The organism is Streptomyces sp. NPDC086549, assembly GCF_044746205.1.
Taxonomy (GTDB): domain Bacteria; phylum Actinomycetota; class Actinomycetes; order Streptomycetales; family Streptomycetaceae; genus Streptomyces.
In genome coordinates this window covers 169,249-193,038 of sequence record NZ_JBIVBS010000017.1, presented here as the reverse complement: position 1 = coordinate 193,038, position 23,790 = coordinate 169,249, and the positions used below count along the sequence as shown (strand labels likewise).

The window sequence follows — 23,790 nt, the reverse complement described above, 5'->3', positions numbered from 1 at the left end:
CTCCTTCGACCTGTCCATGCTCCGGCGAGAGGCCCGAACACCCATGAAACGCACGGCCGTTGCCCTGTCCGCCGTCACCCTGCTGATCCCCCTGTCCGCCTGCGGCGGCAGCGCCGAGGCCGGCAGCGGCTCCACGGTCACCGTGACCGTCGGCTACCAGTCCAAGACCATCAACACCGTCACCGCGGGAACCCTGCTCCGCTCCCTCGGCTATTTCGAGCGGGAGCTCGACGCCCTCCACGACGGCCACACCTACAAGGTCGACTGGCAGGACTACGCGACCGGCGCCCCGATCACCGCGCAGATGACCGCGGGGAAGATCGACATCGGCTCGATGGGCGACTTCCCGCTGCTGCTCAACGCGGCCCGCGGCAGACAGCTCGGCCGCCCGACCCACCTGGTCTCGGTGACCGGCTACAACCTCCGTGGCGGCCTCAACACCGTCGTCACCGCCCCGGACTCCAAGCTCACCTCCCTCAAGGACCTCAAGGGCAAGAAGGTCTCCACGAGCATCGGCTCCGCCGCCGACGGCACCCTCGTCCGAGCCCTGCAGCGGGCCGGGATCGACCCGGACAAGGGCATCTCCAAGCTCAACCAGCAGCCAGCGGTGGGCGCTTCGGCCCTGTCGGCGGGCAGCGTGGACGCGCTGTCGCAGTTCGTCGCCTGGCCGGGCCTGCTCACCTTCCAGGGCAAGGCGAAGGCGCTGTACGACGGCGCCCAGCTGAACCTCCCCACCTTCCACGGCGTCACCGCCCGCGAGGACTTCGCCAAGAAGCGTCCCGCCGTCCTGGAGGCCTTCCTCAAGGCCCAGGCCGAGGCGACCGACTACCTCAACAGCCACCCGGTGGCGGCCGCCGAGAAGGTCGCCGAGGCCACCGGCCTGCCCGCCGAGGTCGTCTACCTCTACAACGGCGCCCACGGCATCTCCGCCTTCGACCCCGCCGTCAAGCCCCGGCTTGTCTCGGCTCTGAAGCAGGACGTGTCGGTTCTCAAGGCCGCCGAGCTGACCGGCGACGTGGACGTGGACGCCTTCGTCGACGACCGGTACGTGAAGACGGCCCTCGGGACCGGCTATGCGAAGCGGCTCGCCGCGACGCCCCCACCGGCCGCGAGCGAGGTGTGGGCCAAGGGGACCGAGAAGACCACCGTCTTCACCTCCCCCGAGGAGCTCCTGGCCTACGTTGCCGCGCACAGGAACGGCATCCGCGCCGCCTACGTCCCCGACGCCACCACCGGCACCCTGTGGTTCGCCGACAAGGCGGTGTGGGTGGCCGACGGCGACCGGCTCCTCCCGTTCGTCGCCCCGGCGACCGCGCGGGCCTACGTGTCGGCCCGCGGCGGCGCCCGCACGGTCACATACGCCGACGCACTCGGACGGGCATCGTGACCCGGCGCCCCCTGGCCCGGTATGCGCTGCGGGCGGCGTCCCTGGCCGCCGCCCTCGGCCTCTGGCAGCTGCTGACCAGCCTGGACGTCGACCTGTGGCTGCGCTTCTCGCAGTTCCCCACGGTCACCGACGTGGCCCGCGCCTTCGCCGAACGGCTCTCCGGCGGCGACTACTGGACGGACCTCACCGACAGCCTCACCCGGATCCTCACCGGCTTCGCGCTGGCGGCCGTGCTGGGCGTGGCGACGGGCGTGCTCATGGCCCGCTCGCGCCTCGCCGAGGACCTGCTCGGACCGGTCCTCGAAGTGATCCGCCCGATCCCGGCGATCGCCCTCGTCCCGGTCGCGATCCTCCTCTTCCCCTCCAACGAACAGGGCATCGTCTTCATCACCTGCACCGCCGCCTTCTTCCCCGTGCTGGTCTCGACCCGGCACGCGGTCCGCGCGCTGACCCCCGTCTGGGAGGAGGGGGTGCGGACCATGGGCGGCGGCCGGTGGCGGATCCTCGGCTCGGTCGTCCTGCCGGGCGCGCTGCCCAGCATCTTCGGCGGCCTGTCCGTCGGCATCGGCGTCTCGTGGATCTGCGTGATCTCCGCCGAGATGATCTCCGGCCAGTACGGCGTCGGCTACCGCACCTGGCAGGACTACACGGTCGTCGACTACCCCGGCGTCTTCGTCGGCATGGTCACGATCGGCGTGCTCGGCTGGGTCACCTCCACGGTCGTGGAACTCCTGGGCCGCCGGCTGACCCGCTGGCTGCCGCGCACGTCGTACGTCCCCAGCGGGCGGTCCCGGGCACCCCGGACCACCGCTCCGGTGTCGCCCGCCTCCGTCCGCAGGAAGACCGAGACCGAGGAGGCGCGTGATGAGCACCTCGTCTGACACCGTGACCGATACGGAGGTTACGGAGGCCACCGCACCGAAGGCCGTGCGCGGCACCCGGCTCACCCTCACCGACGCCACCCTCGGGCACCCCGGCACCCCGGTCCTGTACGGCGTCGACCTGGACGTCGCCCCCGGCGAGATCCTCACCGTGGTCGGCCCTTCGGGCTGCGGCAAGTCGACACTGCTGCGCACCCTCGCCGGGCTGCTGCCCGCGCCGGCCGGGTCGGTGGAGCAGGACCGGCACCCGTTGCCCGGCCCGTCCGCCGACCGCGCGCTGATCTTCCAGGAGGACGCCCTTCTGCCCTGGCGCAGCCTGCGGGCCAACGTCGAACTCCCCCTCACCGTCAAGGGGTTGCCGCGCAAAGAACGCCGCGCACAGTCCGAGGCCTGGCTCGACCGGGTCGGACTCGCCACGCAGGCAGAGCAGTTGCCGCACCGCGTCTCCGGCGGGCAGCGCCAGCGCGCCCAGTTGGCCCGCGCCCTGGCCGGCAGCCCGCGTGCCGTCCTGATGGACGAGCCCTTCGGAGCCCTCGACGCCCAGACCCGCGCCGGCATGCAGGACCTGCTGGTGGAGGTGTTGCGGGGCACCGGCGCGACCGTCGTCTTCGTCACCCACGACGTGGACGAGGCCCTCTTCCTCGGCGACCGTGTGGCGCTCCTCGGCGACGGCCGGCTGTCCGCCGTACGGGACGTACCGCGTCCCCGCGACCGTACGGCCCACGACGATCCGGCGCGCATGGCCCTGCGCCGCGAAGTCCTCACCTCGCTCGGTTCCTGAAAGGCACCCCGGTGACCACCCCCGCGAACACCCCTGTGGAGATCCCCGCGCTCACCGACGCCGAGGAGATCAGCTGTGACGTCCTCGTCATCGGCGGCGGCACCGCCGGCACCATGGCCGCGCTGACCGCCGCCGAGCGCGGCGCGGACGTGCTGCTGCTGGAGAAGGCCCACGTCCGCCACTCCGGCGCGCTCGCCATGGGCATGGACGGCGTCAACAACGCGGTCGTCCCGGGCCGCGCCGAGCCCGACGACTACGTCGCCGAGATCACCCGCGCCAACGACGGCATCGTCGACCAGTCCACCGTCCGCCGAACCGCGACCCGCGGCTTCGCGATGGTGCGGCGACTGGAGTCCTACGGCGTGAAGTTCGAGAAGGACGAGCACGGCGAGTACGCCGTCCGCCAGGTCCACCGGTCGGGCTCGTACGTGCTGCCCATGCCGGAGGGCAAGGACGTGAAGAAGGTCCTGTACCGACAGCTGCGGCGGCGCGAGATGCGTGAGCGGATCCGGATCGAGAACCGGGTGATGCCGGTGCGCGTGCTCACCGCGCAGGGGCGGGCCGTCGGCGCCGTCGGCTTCCACACGCGCACGGGCGCCTTCGTCACCGTCCGCGCGGGCGCGGTGATCCTGGCGACCGGCGCCTGCGGCCGCCTCGGCCTGCCTGCCTCCGGCTACCTGTACGGCACCTACGAGAACCCCACCAACGCGGGCGACGGCTACGCCATGGCGTACCATGCGGGCGCCGAGCTCACCGGCATCGAGTGCTTCCAGATCAACCCGCTGATCAAGGACTACAACGGACCCGCCTGCGCCTACGTCGCCAACCCCTTCGGCGGCTACCAGGTCAACCGGCACGGCGAACGCTTCGTCGACTCCGACTACTGGTCCGGGCAGATGATGGCCGAGTTCGCGGCGGAGGTCGCCTCCGACCGGGGCCCGGTGTACCTGAAGCTGAGCCATCTGCCCGAGGAGTCGGTCTCCGCCCTGGAGTCCATCCTGCACTCCACCGAGCGGCCCACTCGCGGCACCTTCCACGCCGGCCGCGGGCACGACTACCGCACCCACGACGTCGAGATGCACATCTCCGAGATCGGCCTGTGCGGCGGCCACTCGGCCTCCGGCGTACGGGTCGACGACCACGCCCGCACGACCGTCCCCCGCCTGTACGCGGCCGGCGATCTGGCCTGCGTCCCGCACAACTACATGATCGGCGCGTTCGTCTTCGGCGACCTGGCGGGCGCGGACGCCTCCCAGTACACGGCGTACGAAGGAGATCTTCCCGCGCACCAGTTGCGGGAGGCGCACGAACTGATCTACCGCCCGCTGCGCAACCCGGACGGCCCGCCGCAGCCCCAGGTCGAGTACAAGCTGCGCCGCTTCGTGAACGACTACGTGGCCCCGCCGAAGTCCGGCGCCCGGCTGTCGCTCGCCCTGGAGACATTCGAGCGGATGCGCGAGGACATCGCGTCGATGGGCGCCCGCACGCCGCACGAACTGATGCGGTGCGCCGAGGTCACCTTCATCCGCGACTGCGCGGAAATGGCCGCGCGCGCTTCCCTGGCCCGCACGGAGTCCCGTTGGGGCCTCTACCACGACCGCATCGACCACCCCCGGCGCGACGACGCCTCCTGGTTCCACCATCTCGATCTGCACAAGTCCCCCTCTGGTGCGATGGAGTTCACGGCCCGTCCCGTGGCTCCGTATCTGGTTCCGGTCGAGGAGTTCACCCCGGTGGGCGGCCCCTCCCGACGGCTCGGCGAGGTACACCCGCTGGACGTGGCCACGGCGAGGGCACGCGATGTGCCGCCGGTGGCCACGGGGCCGGTGACCGCCGGAGCTGCCCGCCCCGTGGAGCCCGGCCGGACCGAGGCGGGCTCACCCCGGCTCCTGGAGCTCCTGACCCTCGCCGAGGAGGAGCCCGAACTCGCTCTCGTCGAGCCCTACTTGTCGGACCTGGATCCGTCGGTCCGCCGGACGGCCGTTTCGGTCCTCACCGAGACCGTGCCGCCCGGAACCGGGCAGGCGCTGGCCGGCGCCCTCTCCGACCCCGACGCCGCAGTCCGTTCGACCGCGGCGGCCTCGCTGCGCGAGTTGGTCGAGACGCTCCCGCCCGAACCCGGCCTGCGGGACGCACTCGCCGGTGCCCTCGCGGAGGGCGATCCGGTCGTCCGCTCGGCCGCCCTCGATGTGCTCCGCGCCCTGCGCCTGGGCGACACCGCTCTGTTCACCACGGCACTGTCCGACTCCGACACGGCCGTCCGTGTCGAGGCCGTCCGCGCCCTTGTCTCCGTCGACGCCGTCACCCCGCTGGCTCGGGCCATCGCCGACCCGTCCCGCGAGGTCCGGGTGACCGTGGCGAAGGCGCTGGGGACGGTATCGGCCGGGAGCCGGGAAGCGAGCCGAGGTGGAGCAGAGCCCGGAGCCGATGGCGCCCTGGACGCCCTCGCCGCACTGACCGACGACCCCGACGTCCTGGTCCGGGCGGCGTCCTACGAGGCCCTGGCAGCCGTCGGCTGCACCGCGCCGCTGGCCGAACGGGCAGTCGCCGCCCTGGCCGAACCGGCATGGCAGGTGCGCGCCGGTGCCGCCAAGGCACTCGCCGCCGCCGACCCCAACGTGGCGGTGCCTGCCCTGTCCAAGGCCCTCGCCGACCCGAACGCCGACGTGCGCAAGGCGGCCGTCCTGGCACTGACCCGGCACCGGGACACCGAAGAGGCCCGGGCGGCCCTCGCCACGGTCACGGCCGACTCGGACGCGGACGTCAGGGCGTACGCGGCGCGGGGGCTGTGAGGCGGCCCGGCCGTCGGGCCAGGTGCCTCGGGACAGGGGCGCGGGGCCAGGGCGTGGGGCCAGGAGCGTCGGGCTATATCCAGTCGTCCGGCTCCGGCTCCATGTCCATCTCGGGCCAGTCGTCGTCCGGTGCGTGGGCGGTCACCCGTGCGTCACCGGTCGCCTGTGCGGCTGAGGCCGTGGCGGGGGTTGCGGCAGTGGCTTCGGCTGCGGCCGGGCCATCCATGGAGGTCAGCACCTCGAGCACGCCCTCCCCGTACGTCGCCAGCTTCTTCTCTCCGACGCCGCTCACCGTGCCCAGCTCGGCCACCGAGCCGGGCCACCGGCTGACGATCTCCCGGAGCGTGGCGTCGTGGAAGATGACGTATGCCGGAACACCCTGCTCGCGGGCCTGTTCGGCGCGCCAGGAGCGCAGGGCCTCGAAGGCGGGGAGCAGGTCGTCGGGCAGCTCGGCCGCGGCAGCCTTGGGCTTGCGGTCGCCTCGGCCGGGCGAGGAGGACGTCGTGCGCGCGGCCGCCGGCTTCTCGGGCTCCTTGCGCAGCGGCACCTCCCGCTCCCGCCGCAGCACCGAACCGCTCGCCTCGGTGAGTGCCAGCGTGCCGTACTCCCCCTCGACCGCGAGCAGTCCCTGGGCCAGCAGCTGCCGGACGACTCCCCGCCATTCGCCCTCGGTCAGATCCTCGCCGATGCCGAACACGGACAACTGGTCATGGTCGAACTGGATCACCTTGGCGGTGCGCTTCCCGAGCAGGATGTCGACGATCTGCACGGCACCGAACTTCTGCCCACGCTCCCGCTGCAGCCGGACCACCGTCGACAGCACCTTCTGCGCGGCGATCGTGCCGTCCCAGGTCTCCGGGGGCGTGAGGCAGGTGTCGCAGTTGCCGCAGCCCGCCGGATCGGGGTCCTGGCCGAAGTAGGCGAGCAGCTGGCCGCGGCGGCACCGGGCCGTCTCGCAGAGCGCGAGCATCGAGTCGAGGTGGGCGGCGGACCGGCGGCGGAAGGCCTCGTCGCCCTCGCCGGACTGGATCAGCTTGCGCTGCTGTATGACGTCGTTCAGCCCGTAGGCCATCCAGGCCGTGGAGGACGAGCCGTCACGGCCCGCACGGCCGGTCTCCTGGTAGTAGCCCTCGATCGACTTGGGCAGGTCGAGGTGGGCGACGAAGCGTACGTCCGGCTTGTCGATGCCCATGCCGAAGGCGATGGTCGCCACCACGACCAGGCCGTCCTCGCGCAGGAACCGGGACTGGTGCGCGGCGCGTGTGCCCGCGTCCAGACCTGCGTGATAGGGCACCGCCTCGACGCCATTGCGGCTCAGATACTCGGCGGTCTTCTCCACCGAGTTCCGCGACAGGCAGTACACGATGCCCGCGTCGCCCGCGTGCTCCTGCCGCAGGAAGGCGAGCAGCTGCTTCTTGGGGTCGGCCTTGGGCACGATGCGGTACTGGATGTTGGGCCGGTCGAAGCTCGCCACGAAGTGGCGGGCCGTCGGCATGTTCAGCCGCTGTGTGATCTCCTGGTGCGTCGCCCGGGTGGCCGTCGCCGTGAGCGCGATCCGCGGGACGTCGGGCCAGCGCTCGCCCAGGAGGGAGAGGGACAGGTAGTCGGGGCGGAAGTCGTGGCCCCACTGGGACACGCAGTGCGCCTCGTCGATCGCGAACACCGAGATCTTGCCCCGGGACAGCAGATCAAGGGTGGAGTCCAGGCGCAGCCGCTCCGGGGCCAGGTACAGCAGGTCCAGCTCGCCCGCCAGGAACTCCGCCTCGACCACGCGCCGCTCGTCGAAGTCCTGCGTGGAGTTGACGAACCCCGCGTTCACACCGAGCGCCCGCAGCGCGTCGACCTGGTCCTGCATCAGTGCGATGAGCGGGGAGACCACGACTCCCGTACCGGGTCTGACCAGGGCGGGGATCTGGTAGCACAGTGACTTTCCGCCGCCGGTCGGCATGAGGACGACGGCGTCGCCACCGGCCACCACATGCTCGATGACCGCTTCCTGCTCACCGCGGAAGGCCTCGTACCCGAAGACCCGGTGCAGTGTGGCCAGCGCCTCGCTCTCGGTCGCCCCTGACATCTCGCTGATCCCGCCCGTCCCGCCCATCGCTGTGCCCCCGTACGTCGTCCCTCGACCACTGCGTCCACGATAGGGCTCCGCACCGACAGCGCCGGAGTTATCCACAGGTTCCGTCCGCTCCGTTGTGCGGTCGTCCAGTGGCACGGGGTGACCGTGGCGCACGGCAGGAGGCCCGGCACCCGTGAGGGGTGCCGGGCCGTTCCTGTTCCGACCGGGGTGGCTCAGCGCACGAACACGCTCGCCTGGCTCGCCAGGTTCAGGAAGTACTGCGGGGCCACACCGAGTACCAGGGTGACCGCCACGCCGACCCCGATCGCCGCCATGGTGAACGGCGACGGCACGGCGACCGTCGGCCCCTCCGGGCTCGGCTCGCTGAAGAACATCAGCACGATCACACGGATGTAGAAGAACGCCGCGATCGCCGAGGAGATCACACCGACCACGACCAGCGGGGCCGCGCCGCCCTCGGCCGCCGCCTTGAACACGGCGAACTTACCGGCGAAGCCCGAGGTCAGCGGGATACCCGCGAAGGCCAGCAGGAACACCGCGAACACGGCCGCGACCAGCGGCGAGCGCCGGCCGAGACCGGCCCACTTCGACAGGTGCGTCGCCTCGCCGCCCGCGTCGCGCACCAGGGTGACCACCGCGAACGCGCCGATCGTCACGAAGGAGTACGCGGCCAGGTAGAAGAGGACGGACGAGACGCCGTTCTGCGAGGTCGCGATGACACCCGCGAGGATGAATCCCGCGTGCGCGATCGACGAGTAGGCCAGGAGCCGCTTGATGTCGGTCTGGGTGATCGCGACGATCGCACCGCCCAGCATGGTCAGGACCGCGACGGCCCACATGACCGGCCGCCAGTCCCAGCGCAGGCCGGGCAGGACGACGTACAGCAGCCGGAGCAGCGCGCCGAACGCCGCCACCTTCGTCGCCGCCGCCATGAAGCCGGTCACCGGCGTCGGGGCGCCCTGGTAGACGTCGGGCGTCCACATGTGGAACGGCACCGCGCCCACCTTGAACAGCAGGCCCATCACCACCAGGCCGGTACCGATCAGCAGCAGCGCGTCGTTGCCCATGGTGTTGGCGAGCGCCGGGTCGACATTGGTGACCGTGCCGTCCACGACCTGCGCGATCGCCGCGTACGACACCGAGCCCGCGTAGCCGTACAGCAGCGCGATGCCGAACAGCGTGAACGCCGAGGCGAACGCGCCGAGCAGGAAGTACTTGACCGCGGCCTCCTGCGACATCAGCCGCTTGCGGCGGGCCAGCGCGCACATCAGGTACAGCGGAAGGGAGAAGACCTCCAGGGCCACGAACAGCGTCAGCAGGTCGTTGGCCGAGGGGAACACCAGCATGCCGGCGACCGCGAAGAGGAGGAGCGGGAAGACCTCGGTGGTGGTGAAGCCGGCCTTCACCGCCGCCTTCTCGCTGTCACTGCCGGGCACGGAGGCGGCCTGCGCGGCGAACGAGTCGACCCGGTTGCCGTGCGCCGCCGGGTCCAGGCGCCGCTCGGCGAAGGTGAACAGAGCCACCAGAGCGGCCAGCAGGATCGTGCCCTGCAGGAACAGGGACGGCCCGTCGACCGCGATCGCCCCCATGGCCGCGATGTGCGCCTTGGTCGTGCCGTATCCGTCGGACGCGAGCGCGACGACCGCCGCGAAGGCGGCGCAGAGCGCGACGACGGACACGAACACCTGGGCGTAGTACCGCGACCTGCGCGGTACGAACGCCTCGATCAGCACCCCGACGACGGCCGCGCCGACGACGATCAGGGTGGGCGACAATTGCCCATATTCGATCTTCGGCGTCTCGATCTTCGAGATCGGTTCGGCCGCGGTTGTCCACAGGCTGTGGACAGCTGCTGTGCTCACTTGGCCGCCTCCACCTCGGGCTTGGGGTCGGTCTTGTGTACGTCCGACAGGGTCTGTTTGACCGCCGGGTTGACGATGTCCGTAACGGGCTTCGGGTAGACGCCCAGGAAGATCAGCAGCACCACCAGCGGAGCCACGACCACGAGTTCACGTGCCCTCAGGTCGGGCATCGCGGAGACCTCCGGCTTCACCGGGCCCGTCATCGTCCGCTGGTAGAGGACGAGGGTGTAGAGCGCGGCGAGGACGATGCCGAAGGTGGCGATGATGCCGATCGCCGGGTACCGCGTGAACGTGCCGACCAGGACCAGGAACTCGCTCACGAACGGCGCCAGCCCCGGCAGGGACAGCGTCGCGAGGCCGCCGATCAGGAACGTGCCGGCGAGCACCGGCGCGACCTTCTGCACCCCGCCGTAGTCGGCGATGAGCCGCGAGCCGCGCCGGGAGATCAGGAAGCCGGCGACCAGCATCAGCGCGGCCGTCGAGATCCCGTGGTTGACCATGTAGAGCGTGGCTCCGGACTGGCCCTGGGTGGTCATCGCGAAGATGCCCATGATGATGAAACCGAAGTGCGAGATCGACGCGTATGCCACCAGCCGCTTGATGTCCCGCTGGCCGACCGCGAGCAGTGCCCCGTAGACGATGCTGATCAGCGACAGTACGAGGATCGCGGGCGTCGCCCACTTGCTCGCCTCCGGGAACAGCTGGAGGCAGAAGCGGAGCATCGCGAAGGTGCCCACCTTGTCGACGACCGCCGTGATGAGGACGGCGACCGGGGTGGTGGCCTCCCCCATCGCGTTGGGCAGCCAGGTGTGCAGCGGCCACAGGGGCGCCTTCACCGCGAAGGCGAAGAAGAAGCCCAGGAACAGCCAGCGCTCCGTGTTCGTCGCCATGTGCAGCGAGCCGTTGGCGCGCGCCTGCGCGATCTCCGGGAGGCTGAAGTTCCCGGCGACCACATACAGGCCGATCACCGCGGCCAGCATGATCAGACCGCCGACCAGGTTGTACAGCAGGAACTTCACGGCCGCGTACGACCGCTGCGTCGAGGCCACCTCCTCGCCGTGCTCGTGGGCACGGTCCCCGAAGCCGCCGATGAGGAAGTACATCGGGATGAGCATGGCTTCGAAGAAGATGTAGAAGAGGAAGACGTCGGTGGCCTCGAAGGAGATGATCACCATCGCCTCGACGGCCAGGATCAGGGCGAAGAAGCCCTGCGTCGGCCGCCAACGGTGGCTTCCGGTCTCCAACGGGTCGGCGTCGTGCCAGCCCGCGAGGACGATGAACGGGATCAGCAGGGCGGTCAGCGCGACGAGGGCGACCCCGATGCCGTCCACCCCCAGCTCGTACCTGACCCCGAAGTCCTTGATCCAGGCATGGGATTCGGTGAGCTGGTAGCGGGCGCCGTCCGGGTCGAAGCGGACCAGGACGACGATCGCCAGGGCGAGCGTGGCGAGCGAGACCAGCAGCGCCAGCCACTTCGCGGCGGTGCGCTGCGCGGCCGGTACGGCGGCCGTGGCGACCGCCCCGACGGCCGGGAGCGCCGCTGTCGCTGTCAGCAGAGGAAAGGACATCGGTATCAGACCGCCCTCATCAGCAGGGTCGCGGCGATCAGGAGTGCCGCACCTCCGAACATCGAGACCGCGTAGGAGCGCGCGAAGCCGTTCTGGACCTTGCGCAGCCGTCCGGACAGGCCGCCGAAACCGGCCGCCGTGCCGTTGACGACCCCGTCGACCAGGGTGTGGTCGACATACACCAGGGAGCGGGTGAGGTGCTCGCCGCCGCGGACCAGGACGACATGGTTGAAGTCGTCCTGGAGCAGGTCGCGCCGGGCCGCCCGGGTGAGCAGCGAACCGCGTGGGGCGACGACCGGGACGGGCTTGCGGCCGTACTGCGCGTAGGCGATGCCGACACCGACGACCAGGCACACGAGGGTGGCACCGGTGACCGTCCAGGCGCTGACCGGCGAGTTCCCCTCGCTGTGTCCGGTGACCGGCTCCAGCCAGTGCAGGAATCGGTCGCCGAGGTTGAAGTAGAAACCGCCGAAGACGGAGCCGACGGCCAGCACGATCATCGGGATCGTCATGACCTTCGGCGACTCGTGCGGGTGCGGCTCGTGGCCGTTCTCGTCGGGCTGCCAGCGCTTCTCGCCGAAGAACGTCATCAGCATCACGCGCGTCATGTAGAACGCGGTGATGGCCGCGCCCAGCAGGGCCACGCTGCCGAGGATCCAGCCCTGGGTGCCGCCCTTCGCGAAGGCCGCCTCGATGATCGCGTCCTTGGAGTAGAAGCCGGACAGGAACGGGAAGCCGATGATGGCGAGGTAGCCGAGGCCGAAGGTGATGAAGGTGACCGGCATGTACTTCCGCAGGCCGCCGTACTTCCTCATGTCGACCTCGTCGTTCATGCCGTGCATGACCGAGCCGGCGCCGAGGAACAGTCCGGCCTTGAAGAAGCCGTGCGTGACCAGGTGCATGATCGCGAAGACGTAGCCGACGGGGCCGAGGCCCGCGGCCAGCACCATGTAGCCAATCTGCGACATGGTCGAGCCGGCCAGCGCCTTCTTGATGTCGTCCTTAGCGCAACCGACGATCGCACCGAACAGGAGCGTGACCGCGCCGACCACGGTGACCGCCAGTTGCGCGTCGGGGGCTGCATTGAAGATCGCGGCGGAGCGGACGATCAGGTAGACGCCCGCGGTCACCATCGTCGCGGCGTGGATGAGGGCCGAGACCGGGGTCGGGCCCTCCATCGCGTCCCCGAGCCAGGACTGCAGCGGCACCTGGGCGGACTTGCCGCAGGCGGCGAGCAGCAGCATCAGACCGATGGCGGTGAGCTTGCCCTCGGAGGTGTCACCGACGTGGCTGAAGACCGGCCCGAAGGCGAAGGACCCGAACGTCGTGAACATCAGCATGATCGCGATCGACAGGCCCATGTCGCCGACGCGGTTGACGAGGAAGGCCTTCTTCGCGGCCGTCGCGGCACTCGGCTTGTGCTGCCAGAAGCCGATCAGCAGGTACGAGGCGAGACCGACGCCCTCCCAGCCGACGTACAGCAACAGGTAGTTGTCGGCGAGTACGAGCAGCAGCATCGCCGCGAGGAACAGGTTCAGATAGCCGAAGAAGCGGCGGCGCCGCCCGTCGTGCTCCATGTACCCGACCGAGTACAGATGGATCAGCGAGCCCACACCGGTGATCAGCAGGACGAACGTCATCGACAGCTGGTCGAGGCGGAAGGTGACGTCCGCCTGGAAGCTGCCGACCGAGATCCACGTCCACAGGTGCTGGGTGAGCGTGCGGTGATCGGCGCCCTTGCCCAGCAGGTCGGCGAAGAGGATCACGCCGAACGCGAAGGAGGTGAAGGACAGGAGCGTGCCGATCCAGTGGCCGACGGCGTCCAGGCGCCGGCCGCCGACCAGCAGCACGGCCGCTCCGAGCAGGGGCGCCGCGATCAGCAGCGCAATCAGGTTCTCTGCGTTCATTCGGTCCAGCGCCCCTTACAGCTTCATCAGGCTGGCGTCGTCGACCGAGGCCGAGTGGCGGGTACGGAACAGCAACACGATGATCGCGAGCCCGACCACGACCTCCGCGGCGGCGACGACCATCGTGAAGAAGGCGATGATCTGGCCGTCGAGATTGCCGTGCATACGGGAGAAGACGACGAACGCGAGATTGCACGCGTTGAGCATCAGCTCGATGCACATGAAGACGACGATCGCGTTCCGCCTGATCAGCACGCCGGTGGCGCCGATCGTGAACAGCAGGGCGGCGAGGTAGAGGTAGTTGACGGGGTTCACTTCGACGCCTCCTCGGCCCGCTTGAAGTTCTCCGGCTCGATCTCGGTCCGCTCCAGCCGCTCCTCGGCGCGCTGCTCCAGGGCCCGCAGGTCGTTGAGCGCCTGAGCCGACACGTCACGGATCTGGCCGCGCTCGCGCAGCGTCTTGCTGACCGTGAGCTCGGACGGGGTTCCGTCGGGCAGCAGGCCCGCGATGTCCACGGCGTTGTGCCGCGCGTACACGCCGGGCGCCGGCAGCGGCGGTAGGTGCTTGCCCTCCCGCACCCGCTGCTCGGCCAGTTCGCGCTGTGTCTTTGCCCGCTCGGTGCGCTCGCGGTGCGTGAGCACCATGGCGCCGACGGCAGCCGTGATGAGCAGGGCGCCGGTGATTTCGAAGGCGAAGACGTACTTGGTGAAGATGAGGGACGCGAGGCCCTCCACGTTGCCGTTGGCGTTCGCCTGGCCGGTGCCGTCGAACTCCTTCAGGGAGGCGTTCGCGATGCCCGCGAGGAGCAGGACGCCGAAACCGACCCCGCAGAGAAGGGCCAGCCAGCGCTGACCCTTGATGGTCTCCTTCAGCGAATCCGCCGCGGTCACGCCGACGAGCATCACCACGAACAGGAACAGCATCATGATCGCGCCCGTGTAGACGACGATCTGCACGATGCCCAGGAAATAGGCGCCGTTGGCGAGGTAGAACACCGCCAGGATGATCATGGTCCCGGCGAGAGAGAGCGCGCTGTGCACGGCCTTCTTCATGAAGACGGTGCCCAGGGCCCCGATCACGGCGACGGTGCCGAGGACCCAGAACTGGAAGGCCTCTCCGGTGGAGGTGGAGTAGGCGGCGAGCTGGGCGCTCATGCGTCGGCCCCCTGTTCTTCCGGCCGCTCGCCCTTGGAGACGGCGACCTGGCGCACCGTGCCGGGCGCCGCCTCGGTGACGAGACCCCGGTAGTAGTCCTGCTCGTCCATCCCCGGGAAAATCGAGTGGGGCGTGTCGACCATGCCCTCGTCGAGGCCGGCGAGCAGCTGCTCCTTGGTGTAGATGAGGTTGGCGCGGCTGGAGTCCGCCAGCTCGAACTCGTTGGTCATCGTCAACGCGCGCGTGGGGCACGCCTCGATGCACAGGCCGCACAGGATGCAGCGTGCGTAGTTGATCTGGTAGACGCGGCCGTACCGCTCACCGGGCGAGTAGCGTTCCTCGTCCGTGTTGTCGGCACCCTCCACGTAGATGGCGTCTGCGGGGCACGCCCAGGCGCACAGCTCGCAGCCGACGCACTTCTCCAGGCCGTCCGGATGGCGGTTGAGCTGGTGCCGTCCGTGGAACCGCGGAGCAGTGGTCTTCTTCTGCTCCGGGTACTGCTCGGTCAGCCGCTTCTTGAACATGGCCTTGAAGGTCACGCCGAAGCCGGCCACGGGGTTCTGGAAGCCAGGCTTCGCCTGTGCGGCCTCCTTGGGCTCCTCAGCCATCGGACGCCTCCTTTCCATCCGAAGATCCGTCACTGACAGTGTCCGACCCACCACTGACAATCAGCTCCCGCTCGCGGCGGGGACGGCGCCTGGGCACCGGCGGCAGTTCCTGCCCGGGCAGCGGCGGTACGGGGAATCCGCCGGCCGTCGGGTCGAACCCGGCCGGCTCCGCGGGCGGCTCGGCCGCCTTCGCCTTGTCACGGAACATGTCCGCGACGAAGGACAGGAGCAGCAGGGCCAGGACACCGCCGCCGACGTAGAGGGCGATGTCGGCGAAGTCGTAGTGCTCGTTGCGCAGGGTCCGCACGGTCGCGACGAGCATCAGCCAGGTCACCGAGACCGGGATGAGGACCTTCCAGCCGAGCTTCATCAGCTGGTCGTAGCGGACGCGGGGAAGCGTGCCGCGCAGCCAGATGAAGAAGAACAGCAGCAACTGGACCTTGATGACGAACCAGAGCAGCGGCCACCAGCCGTGGTTCGCGCCCTCCCAGAAGCCGCTGATCGGCCACGGGGCCCGCCAGCCGCCGAGGAAGAGCGTGGTCGACACGGCCGACACCGTCACCATGTTCACGTACTCGGCGAGCATGAACATCGCGAACTTGATCGACGAGTACTCGGTGTTGAAGCCGCCGACGAGGTCGCCCTCGGACTCCGGCATGTCGAAGGGGGCGCGGTTGGTCTCACCGACCATCGTGACGATGTAGAGGATGAAGGAGACCGGCAGCAGCAGGATGTACCAGCGGTCCTGCTGCTGCTCGACGATCGTCGACGTCGACATCGACCCCGAGTAGAGGAACACGGAGGCGAACGAGGCGCCCATGGCGATCTCGTACGAGATCATCTGCGCGCAGGACCGGAGACCGCCGAGCAGCGGGTAGGTGGATCCGGAACTCCAACCCGCCAGCACGATGCCGTAGATGCCGACCGAGGCGACCGCGAGGATGTAGAGCATCGCGATCGGCAGGTCGGTGAGCTGCATCGTGGTGCGCGTACCGAAGATCGAGATCTCGTTGTCGGCCGGACCGAAGGGGATCACCGCGATCGCCATGAAGGCCGGGATGGCCGCGACGATCGGCGCGAGGATGTAGACCGCCTTGTCCGCGCGCCTGACGATGAGGTCTTCCTTGAGCATCAGCTTGATGCCGTCGGCGAGCGACTGGAGCATGCCCCAGGGGCCGTGCCGGTTCGGGCCGATGCGCAGCTGCATCCAGGCGACGACCTTGCGCTCCCAGACGATGGAGAACAGTACGGTCACCATCAGGAAGGCGAAGCAGAACACCGCCTTGATGACGACCAGCCACCAGGGGTCGCGGCCGAACATCGAGAGGTCTTCAGCGGCGAAGTACGGGCTCATGCCTCCACCTCCTTGGGGGCCTCACCGGCGGTGGCCGCCGGGCCGATGCGGACGAGGGAGCCGGGCAGCGCCCCGGTGTCGGAGGCGACACCCCGGCCGGCGGAGTTCAGCGGGAGCCAGACCACGCGGTCGGGCATCTCCGTGATCTGCAGCGGGAGTTCGGTCACCCCGGAGGGGCCGGTCACGGCGATGACGTCGCCGTCCTCGATCCCCGCCTCGGCGGCCGTCGCGGGCGACACACGCGCGCGTGCCGCGTGCCGGGTTCCGGCGAGCGCCTCGTCGCCCTCCTGAAGGGCGCCCTGGTCGAGCAGCAGCCGGTGCCCGGCGAGCACGGCCTCTCCGGCGGCCGGACGCGGCAGCGCGGTCCCCGTCTCCAGCGGGTCCGAGGCCCGCGGGCCGTCCCATGCGCCGAGCCGGTCCAGCTCCGCGCGCACGGTGCGCAGATCCGGCAGACCCAGGTGTACGTCCATGGCGTCGGCCAGCATCTGCAGGACACGCGCGTCGGCCGGCGACAGGCGGCGGGTCATCTGGTCGGGCTTGAGCGCGGCCTCGAAGAAGCGGACCCGGCCCTCCCAGTTGAGGAAGCTGCCCGCCTTCTCGGCGACCGCGGCGACGGGGAGGACGACGTCGGCGAGCTCGGTGACCTCACCGGGCCGCAGCTCCAGCGACACCAGGAAACCGACCTCGGCGAGGGCCTCACGCACGCGTGCCGGATCGGGCAGGTCGGTGACCTCCACACCCGCCACCAGCAACGCCTGGAGCTCGCCGCTCGCGGCGGCCTCGACGATCTGGCCGGTGTCCCGGCCGTAGCGGAGCGGGAGTTCGGCGAGGCCCCAGGCCGCGGCGACCTCCTCACGCGCGCGGGGGTCGGTGGCCGGACGTCCGCCCGGCAGCAGCGACGGCAGTGCGCCCGCCTCGACCGCGCCGCGCTCCCCGGCCCGGCGCGGGATCCACACCAACTGGGCGCCGGTCGCGGACGCGGCCCGTACGGCGGCGGTGAGGCCACCGGAGACCGCGGCCAGCCGCTCGCCGACGACGATCACCGCGCCGTCGGCGCGCAGCGCCTCGGCCGCCTTCGTCCCGGGCTCCTCCAGGCCGACCCCGCTCGCGAGCGCGTCCAGCCACTCGGTCTCGGTGCCGGGAGCGGTCGGCAGCAGTGTGCCGCCCGCCTTCTCCAGGCCCCGGGTGGCGTGCGTGGCCAGCGAGAACACCTTCTGCTTGCGCTTGCGCCAGGCCTTGCGCAGCCGCAGGAAGACGCCGGGCGCCTCCTCCTCGGACTCGAACCCGACCAGCAGAACGGCGGGCGCCTTCTCCAGCGACGCGTACGTGACGCCCGTACCGTCGAGGTCCCGGCCGTGTCCGGCGACCCGGGCGGCCAGGAAGTCGGCCTCTTCGCTGCTGTGCACGCGCGCGCGGAAGTCGATGTCGTTCGTGGCGAGGGCCACCCGCGCGAACTTGCTGTAGGCGTAGGCGTCCTCGATGGTGAGCCGCCCGCCGGTCAGGACACCGGTCCTGCCGCGCGACGCCAGGAGACCCTGGGCGGCGATCTGCAACGCCTCGGGCCAGGAAGCCGGTTCGAGCTCACCCTCCGCGTTGCGCACCAGGGGCGTCTCCAGCCGGTCCTTCAGCTGCGCGTACCGGAACGCGAAGCGCCCCTTGTCGCAGATCCACTCCTCGTTGACCTCGGGGTCGTTGGCGGCGAGCCGCCGCATGACCTTGCCGCGCCGGTGGTCGGTGCGGGTGGCGCAGCCGCCGGAGCAGTGCTCGCACACCGAGGGCGAGGAGACGAGGTCGAAGGGACGGGAACGGAAACGGTACGCCGCCGAGGTCAGCGCGCCGACCGGGCAGATCTGGATGGTGTTCCCGGAGAAGTACGACTCGAAGGGGTCGCCCTCACCGGTGCCGACCTGCTGGAGCGCGCCCCGCTCCAGCAGCTCGATCATCGGGTCGCCCGCGACCTGGCTTGAGAAGCGGGTGCAGCGGGCGCACAGCACGCAGCGCTCGCGGTCGAGCAGCACCTGTGTGGAGATCGGGACGGGCTTCTCGTACGTCCGCTTGCGGCCCTCGAAGCGGGATTCGGCGTTGCCGTGCGACATGGCCTGGTTCTGCAGCGGGCACTCGCCACCCTTGTCGCAGACCGGGCAGTCCAGCGGGTGGTTGATGAGGAGCAGCTCCATCACACCGTGCTGGGCCTTCTCGGCGACCGGCGAGGTGAGCTGAGTCTTCACCACCATTCCGTCCGTACAGGTGATCGTGCAGGACGCCATGGGCTTGCGCTGGCCCTCGACCTCGACGATGCACTGGCGGCAGGCGCCGACCGGGTCGAGGAGCGGGTGGTCGCAGAAGCGGGGGATCTCGATGCCGAGCTGTTCGGCGGCCCGGATGACCAGGGTGCCCTTGGGCACGCTGATCTCCACGCCGTCGATCGTCAGCGTGACGAGGTCCTCCGGCGGGACCGCCGCCTCTCCCCCTCCGGAGGGAGCGCTGGTGGTCACGGTCATGCGTTCACCTCCGGGCGGTCGGCCCAGGCCGTCGACTTTGCCGGGTCGAAGGGGCAGCCCCGGCCCGTGATGTGCTGCTCGTACTCCTCGCGGAAGTACTTGAGCGAGGAGAAGATCGGCGAGGCGGCGCCGTCGCCGAGGGCGCAGAAGGACTTGCCGTTGATGTTGTCGGCGATGTCGTTGAGCTTGTCGAGGTCGGCCATGGCGCCCTTGCCGGCCTCGATGTCACGCAGCAACTGGACGAGCCAGTACGTGCCTTCGCGGCAGGGCGTGCACTTGCCGCAGGACTCGTGGGCGTAGAACTCGGTCCAGCGGGTCACGGCACGCACGACGCAGGTGGTCTCGTCGAAGCACTGCAGGGCTTTTGTGCCGAGCATGGAACCCGCGGCACCCACTCCTTCGTAATCAAGGGGGACGTCGAGGTGCTCGTCGGTGAACATCGGAGTGGAGGAACCGCCCGGCGTCCAGAACTTGAGGCGATGCCCGGGACGCATGCCGCCGCTCATGTCGAGGAGCTGGCGGAGCGTGATGCCGAGCGGCGCCTCGTACTGGCCGGGGCTCGCGACGTGGCCGCTGAGCGAGTAGAGCGTGAAGCCTGGAGACTTCTCGCTTCCCATCGACCTGAACCATTCCTTGCCGTTCTGCAGGATGGCGGGAACCGACGCGATCGACTCGACGTTGTTCACAACAGTCGGGCAGGCATAGAGCCCTTCGACAGCAGGGAAGGGGGGACGGAGCCGCGGTTGACCACGGCGGCCTTCGAGCGAGTCGAGCAGTGCGGTCTCCTCACCGCAGATGTACGCGCCGGCGCCGGCGTGCACGGTGAGCTGGAGGTCGAGTCCGCTGCCCAGGATGTTCTCGCCGAGGTAGCCCGCCGCGTAGGCCTCGCGCACGGCCTCGTGCAACCGCCGCAGAACGGGGACGACTTCACCACGCAGATAGATGAAGGCATGCGACGACCTGATGGCATAGCACGCGATCACAATGCCCTCGATGAGGCTGTGCGGGTTCGCGAAGAGGAGCGGGATGTCCTTGCAGGTTCCGGGCTCCGATTCGTCGGCGTTGACAACTAGATAGTGCGGTTTTCCATCACCCTGCGGAATGAACTGCCATTTCATTCCCGTCGGGAATCCCGCGCCTCCGCGCCCGCGCAGACCGGAGTCCTTGACGTACGCGATCAGGTCGTCCGGCGACATGGCGAGCGCCTTGCGCAGCCCCTCGTACCCTTCGTGCCTCCGGTAGACGTCCAGCGTCCAGGACCTGTCCTCGTCCCAGAAGGCCGACAGCACGGGTGCGAGCAGCTTCTCGGGGCTGGTGTCCTTGAGGTCGGCTGCCACGGTCATCACTCCCCCTCCTCGGCGGTAGGCCCTGCCGCATCAAGGCTGCGGGGCGAAGCCCCTCCATCACGGGTGGTGGTGGGCGACGGGTGGGACGGGTCGGAGGCCGATGTGTCCTGCGGCGCGTCGTGCGAGCTGAGGTGCTCGGCCGGTGACGGCTCGTGCACCGCCCGGTCCTGCGGCTCGTCGTGCGGTCCGCCGTCCCGCGGATGCACCACCCGCGCGGGTGCGGTCTCTCCCCTTGCCAGGCGAAGACCCACCAGCGAAGCGGGGCCGGCGCTGCCGCTCTCCTCGACGGCCCCGGGCCGCTCGTCGGGGAAGCCGGCCAGGATGCGGGCGGTCTCCTTGAAGGTGCACAGGCGCGCCCCGCGCGTGGGCTCGACGGGGCGTCCCTCGCGGAGGTCGTCGACCAGGCGCCGCGCGCTCGCGGGGCTCTGGTTGTCGAAGAACTCCCAGTTGACCATCACGACCGGCGCGAAGTCGCAGGCCGCGTTGCACTCGATGTGCTCCAGGGTGACCTTGCCGTCGTCGGTGGTCCCGCCGTTGCCGACGCCCAGGTGTTCCTGGAGGGACTCGAAGATCGCGTCGCCGCCCATCACCGCGCACAGCGTGTTGGTGCAGACGCCCACCTGGTAGTCGCCGCTCGGCCTGCGCCGGTACATGGTGTAGAAGGTGGCGACCGCGGTGACCTCCGCCGTGGTCAGGTCCAGCATGTCCGCGCAGAACTGCATCCCGGTGCGCGTGACGTGTCCCTCCTCCGACTGCACGAGGTGCAGCAACGGCAGGAGCGCGGACCGGGAGTCGGGGTACCGCGCGATGACCTCGCGCGCGTCCGCCTCCAGCCGGGCTCGGACGTCGTCCGGATAGCCGGGCGCGGGCAGCTCGGGCATGCCCAGGCTGACGCCCCGCTCCGAAGAACTCGTGCTCACCGGTCGACGCCTCCCATCACGGGGTCGATGGACGCGACGGCGACGATGACGTCGGCGACCTGGCCGCCTTCGCACATCGCCGCCATGGCCTGCAGGTTGGTGAAGGACGGGTCCCGGAAGTGGACCCGGTAGGGGCGGGTGCCGCCGTCGGACACGACGTGCACCCCGAGTTCGCCCTTGGGCGACTCGACGGCCGCGTACGCCTGTCCCGGCGGTACGCGGAAGCCCTCCGTGACCAGCTTGAAGTGGTGGATCAGGGCCTCCATGGAGGTGCCCATGATCTTCTTGATGTGGTCGAGGGAGTTGCCCAGTCCGTCCGGTCCCAGGGCGAGCTGGGCGGGCCAGGCGATCTTCTTGTCGGCGACCATGACCGGTCCGGGCTGCAGCCGGTCCAGGCACTGCTCGACGATCCTGAGCGACTGGCGCATCTCCTCCAGGCGGACCAGGAAGCGGCCATAGGCGTCGCAGGAGTCGGCGGTCGGGACGTCGAAGTCGTAGGTCTCGTAGTCGCAGTACGGCTGCGCCTTGCGCAGGTCGTGCGGCAGACCGGTGGAGCGCAGGATCGGGCCGGTGGCGCCGAGGGCCATGCAGCCGGCCAGGTCGAGGTAGCCGATGTTCTGCATGCGGGCCTTGAAGATGGGGTTCCCGGTGGCGAGCTTGTCGTACTCCGGGAGGTTCTTCTTCATCTTCTTCACGAACTCGCGGATGTGGTCCACCGCGCCGGGCGGCAGGTCCTGGGCGAGTCCGCCGGGGCGGATGTACGCGTGGTTCATCCTGAGGCCCGTGATGAGCTCGTAGATGTCGAGAATCATTTCACGATCACGGAATCCGTAGATCATGATCGTGGTGGCGCCGAGCTCCATGCCGCCGGTGGCGATGCACACCAGGTGGGAGGACATCCGGTTCAGCTCCATCAGGAGCACCCGGATGATCTTGGCTCGCTCGGTGATGTCGTCCTCGATGCCGAGGAGCTTCTCGACGGCGAGACAGTAGGCGGTCTCGTTGAAGAAGGACGTCAGGTAGTCCATGCGCGTCACGAACGTGGTCCCCTGCGTCCACGTGCGGAACTCGAGGTTCTTCTCGATGCCCGTGTGGAGGTAGCCGATGCCGCAGCGGGCCTCGGTGACCGTCTCGCCCTCGATCTCCAGGATCAGACGGAGCACTCCATGGGTGGACGGGTGCTGGGGACCCATGTTGACGACGATGCGCTCGTCGTCGGCGCGGGCCGCGGACTGGACGATCTCGTCCCAGTCGCCACCGGTGACCGTATATACGGTGCCCTCGGTGGTCTCGCGCGCCGAGGCGGCCGCGGATGCTGACTGCGTGCTCACGAGTACGACCTCCGCTGGTCCGGAGCCGGGATCTGGGCGCCCTTGTACTCGACGGGGATGCCGCCGAGGGGGTAGTCCTTGCGCTGCGGGTGGCCCTGCCAGTCGTCCGGCATCATGATCCGCGTGAGGGCCGGGTGACCGTCGAAGACGATCCCGAAGAAGTCGTAGGTCTCGCGCTCGTGCCAGTCGTTGGTCGGGTACACGGAGACCAGGGACGGGATGTGCGGGTCGCCGTCCGGGGCACTGACCTCCAGGCGGACCAGCCGGTTGTGGGTGATCGAGCGCAGGTGATAGACGGCGTGCAGCTCGCGGCCCTTGTCGTGCGGGTAGTGGACGCCGCTGACGCCGGTGCAGAGCTCGAAGCGCAGGGCCGGGTCGTCGCGCAGGGTCTGGGCGACCCGGACGAGGTGCTCGCGCTCGATGTGCAAGGTCAGCTCGCCGCGGTCGACGACCGTCTTCTCGATGGCGTTCTCGGGGAGGAGTCCCTGTTCCTCCAGAGCGCCCTCCAGTTCGTCGGCGACCTCGTCGAACCATCCGCCGTAAGGACGGGTCGCCGGTCCCGGGAGACGGACCGAGCGGACGAGGCCGCCGTAGCCGGAGGTGTCGCCGCCGTTGTTGGCGCCGAACATGCCGCGCTGGACGCGGATCTCCTCGCCGCCCTCGCCGCGCTGGCCGGGGAGGTTGGAGGCGGCGAGGTCCTTCTCGGGGTTCACCCCGTTCGCGGACCCGTTCGCGCCGTTGGTGCTGTTCGCGTCGCTCACCGCAGCAGCCCCTTCATCTCGATCAAGGGCAGGGCCTTGAGAGCGGCCTCCTCGGCCTCCCGCGCCGCTTCCTCGGCGTTCACGCCGAGCTTGGAGGACTGGATCTTCTGGTGGAGCTTGAGGATCGCGTCCATCAGCATCTCGGGCCGGGGCGGGCAGCCTGGCAGATAGATGTCGACCGGGACGATGTGGTCGACGCCCTGGACGATTGCGTAGTTGTTGAACATGCCGCCGGAGGAGGCGCAGACGCCCATGGAGATGACCCATTTCGGGTTGGGCATCTGGTCGTAGACCTGTCGCAGCACCGGCGCCATCTTCTGGCTGACCCGGCCCGCGACGATCATCAGGTCCGCCTGCCGCGGCGAGCCGCGGAAGACCTCCATGCCGAAGCGCGCCAGGTCGTAGCGGCCGGCACCGGTCGTCATCATCTCGATGGCGCAGCAGGCGAGGCCGAATGTGGCGGGGAAGACGGACGCCTTGCGCACCCAGCCCGCGGCCTGCTCGACGGTGGTCAGCAGGAAACCGCTCGGCAGCTTTTCTTCGAGTCCCATGTC

Annotated in this window: 18 protein-coding genes; 4 read left to right on the top strand and 14 right to left on the bottom strand. The window is 69.9% G+C overall.

The features are described 5' to 3' along the window. The first annotated feature begins 43 nt into the window (after window positions 1-43). From ACIPSA_RS40055 to ACIPSA_RS40040, 4 genes are all read left to right on the top strand, one after another. The gene (locus tag ACIPSA_RS40055) at window positions 44-1,387 is read left to right on the top strand and encodes an ABC transporter substrate-binding protein (RefSeq protein ID WP_402644213.1); all 1,344 of its coding nucleotides are present in this window, start codon (window positions 44-46) and stop codon (window positions 1,385-1,387) included. Beyond that, window positions 1,384-2,268, top strand: coding sequence for an ABC transporter permease (locus ACIPSA_RS40050; RefSeq protein WP_402644210.1), 885 nt, complete (start codon window positions 1,384-1,386; stop codon window positions 2,266-2,268). Before ACIPSA_RS40055 ends, ACIPSA_RS40050 begins: the two co-directional genes overlap by 4 nt. Continuing rightward, on the top strand, window positions 2,252-3,049 hold the full coding sequence (locus ACIPSA_RS40045; protein ID WP_402644208.1) for an ABC transporter ATP-binding protein: 798 nt from the start codon (window positions 2,252-2,254) through the stop codon (window positions 3,047-3,049). Before ACIPSA_RS40050 ends, ACIPSA_RS40045 begins: the two co-directional genes overlap by 17 nt. A 68-nt stretch (window positions 3,050-3,117) precedes the next feature. Then, on the top strand, window positions 3,118-5,841 hold the full coding sequence (locus tag ACIPSA_RS40040; RefSeq protein WP_402644274.1) for a fumarate reductase/succinate dehydrogenase flavoprotein subunit: 2,724 nt from the start codon (window positions 3,118-3,120) through the stop codon (window positions 5,839-5,841). Between the two features lie 73 nt (window positions 5,842-5,914). On the opposite strand, the gene recQ is transcribed toward ACIPSA_RS40040, so the two are convergent. The 14 genes from recQ to ACIPSA_RS39970 form a co-directional block, all read right to left on the bottom strand. Then, a complete protein-coding gene (recQ, locus tag ACIPSA_RS40035; RefSeq protein WP_402644205.1) occupies window positions 5,915-7,942 on the bottom strand; it encodes a DNA helicase RecQ in 2,028 nt (675 codons plus the stop codon). 194 nt (window positions 7,943-8,136) lie between these two features. Further along, on the bottom strand, window positions 8,137-9,786 hold the full coding sequence (gene nuoN, locus ACIPSA_RS40030; RefSeq protein ID WP_402644202.1) for an NADH-quinone oxidoreductase subunit NuoN: 1,650 nt from the start codon (window positions 9,784-9,786) through the stop codon (window positions 8,137-8,139). Beyond that, window positions 9,783-11,354, bottom strand: coding sequence for an NADH-quinone oxidoreductase subunit M (locus ACIPSA_RS40025; RefSeq protein WP_402644199.1), 1,572 nt, complete (start codon window positions 11,352-11,354; stop codon window positions 9,783-9,785). Before ACIPSA_RS40025 ends, nuoN begins: the two co-directional genes overlap by 4 nt. A 5-nt stretch (window positions 11,355-11,359) precedes the next feature. Continuing rightward, window positions 11,360-13,261, bottom strand: coding sequence for an NADH-quinone oxidoreductase subunit L (nuoL, locus tag ACIPSA_RS40020; protein WP_402644196.1), 1,902 nt, complete (start codon window positions 13,259-13,261; stop codon window positions 11,360-11,362). A gap of 15 nt (window positions 13,262-13,276) precedes the next feature. After that, window positions 13,277-13,576 (bottom strand): NADH-quinone oxidoreductase subunit NuoK, encoded by a 300-nt coding sequence (nuoK, locus tag ACIPSA_RS40015; RefSeq protein ID WP_402644193.1) that lies wholly within the window; start codon window positions 13,574-13,576, stop codon window positions 13,277-13,279. After that, a complete protein-coding gene (locus ACIPSA_RS40010; protein ID WP_402644191.1) occupies window positions 13,573-14,415 on the bottom strand; it encodes an NADH-quinone oxidoreductase subunit J in 843 nt (280 codons plus the stop codon). The genes nuoK and ACIPSA_RS40010 overlap by 4 nt, the downstream gene beginning before the upstream one ends. Then, the gene (nuoI, locus tag ACIPSA_RS40005; RefSeq protein ID WP_402644188.1) at window positions 14,412-15,023 is read right to left on the bottom strand and encodes an NADH-quinone oxidoreductase subunit NuoI; all 612 of its coding nucleotides are present in this window, start codon (window positions 15,021-15,023) and stop codon (window positions 14,412-14,414) included. Before nuoI ends, ACIPSA_RS40010 begins: the two co-directional genes overlap by 4 nt. After that, window positions 15,016-16,377, bottom strand: a complete 1,362-nt coding sequence (nuoH, locus tag ACIPSA_RS40000) for an NADH-quinone oxidoreductase subunit NuoH (protein WP_402644186.1) — start codon at window positions 16,375-16,377, stop codon at window positions 15,016-15,018. Before nuoH ends, nuoI begins: the two co-directional genes overlap by 8 nt. Then, the gene (locus ACIPSA_RS39995) at window positions 16,374-18,878 is read right to left on the bottom strand and encodes an NADH-quinone oxidoreductase subunit G (protein ID WP_402644184.1); all 2,505 of its coding nucleotides are present in this window, start codon (window positions 18,876-18,878) and stop codon (window positions 16,374-16,376) included. The genes nuoH and ACIPSA_RS39995 overlap by 4 nt, the downstream gene beginning before the upstream one ends. Beyond that, a complete protein-coding gene (gene nuoF / locus ACIPSA_RS39990) occupies window positions 18,875-20,224 on the bottom strand; it encodes an NADH-quinone oxidoreductase subunit NuoF (RefSeq protein WP_402644181.1) in 1,350 nt (449 codons plus the stop codon). The genes ACIPSA_RS39995 and nuoF overlap by 4 nt, the downstream gene beginning before the upstream one ends. Further along, window positions 20,221-21,144, bottom strand: a complete 924-nt coding sequence (gene nuoE, locus ACIPSA_RS39985; RefSeq protein ID WP_402644179.1) for an NADH-quinone oxidoreductase subunit NuoE — start codon at window positions 21,142-21,144, stop codon at window positions 20,221-20,223. The genes nuoF and nuoE overlap by 4 nt, the downstream gene beginning before the upstream one ends. Next, window positions 21,141-22,475 (bottom strand): NADH-quinone oxidoreductase subunit D, encoded by a 1,335-nt coding sequence (locus ACIPSA_RS39980; protein ID WP_402644176.1) that lies wholly within the window; start codon window positions 22,473-22,475, stop codon window positions 21,141-21,143. Before ACIPSA_RS39980 ends, nuoE begins: the two co-directional genes overlap by 4 nt. Further along, entirely contained in the window at window positions 22,472-23,236 is a 765-nt protein-coding gene (locus tag ACIPSA_RS39975) for an NADH-quinone oxidoreductase subunit C (protein WP_402644173.1), read from the bottom strand. Before ACIPSA_RS39975 ends, ACIPSA_RS39980 begins: the two co-directional genes overlap by 4 nt. Continuing rightward, window positions 23,233-23,787 (bottom strand): NuoB/complex I 20 kDa subunit family protein, encoded by a 555-nt coding sequence (locus ACIPSA_RS39970; RefSeq protein ID WP_402644171.1) that lies wholly within the window; start codon window positions 23,785-23,787, stop codon window positions 23,233-23,235. The genes ACIPSA_RS39975 and ACIPSA_RS39970 overlap by 4 nt, the downstream gene beginning before the upstream one ends. Between the last annotated feature and the right edge of the window lie 3 nt (window positions 23,788-23,790).

What these genes read in the sequence shown, in the direction of transcription:
- ACIPSA_RS40055 (WP_402644213.1), top strand. Translation starts at nt 44, where the DNA reads ATGAAACGCACGGCCGTTGCCCTGTCCGCCGTCACCCTGCTGATCCCC.
- ACIPSA_RS40045 (WP_402644208.1), top strand. Translation starts at nt 2,252, where the DNA reads ATGAGCACCTCGTCTGACACCGTGACCGATACGGAGGTTACGGAGGCC.
- recQ (WP_402644205.1), bottom strand. Translation starts at nt 7,942, where the DNA reads ATGGGCGGGACGGGCGGGATCAGCGAGATGTCAGGGGCGACCGAGAGC.
- ACIPSA_RS40025 (WP_402644199.1), bottom strand. Translation starts at nt 11,354, where the DNA reads ATGTCCTTTCCTCTGCTGACAGCGACAGCGGCGCTCCCGGCCGTCGGG.
- nuoL (WP_402644196.1), bottom strand. Translation starts at nt 13,261, where the DNA reads ATGAACGCAGAGAACCTGATTGCGCTGCTGATCGCGGCGCCCCTGCTC.
- ACIPSA_RS40010 (WP_402644191.1), bottom strand. Translation starts at nt 14,415, where the DNA reads ATGAGCGCCCAGCTCGCCGCCTACTCCACCTCCACCGGAGAGGCCTTC.
- nuoI (WP_402644188.1), bottom strand. Translation starts at nt 15,023, where the DNA reads ATGGCTGAGGAGCCCAAGGAGGCCGCACAGGCGAAGCCTGGCTTCCAG.
- nuoH (WP_402644186.1), bottom strand. Translation starts at nt 16,377, where the DNA reads ATGAGCCCGTACTTCGCCGCTGAAGACCTCTCGATGTTCGGCCGCGAC.
- ACIPSA_RS39995 (WP_402644184.1), bottom strand. Translation starts at nt 18,878, where the DNA reads ATGACCGTGACCACCAGCGCTCCCTCCGGAGGGGGAGAGGCGGCGGTC.
- ACIPSA_RS39970 (WP_402644171.1), bottom strand. Translation starts at nt 23,787, where the DNA reads ATGGGACTCGAAGAAAAGCTGCCGAGCGGTTTCCTGCTGACCACCGTC.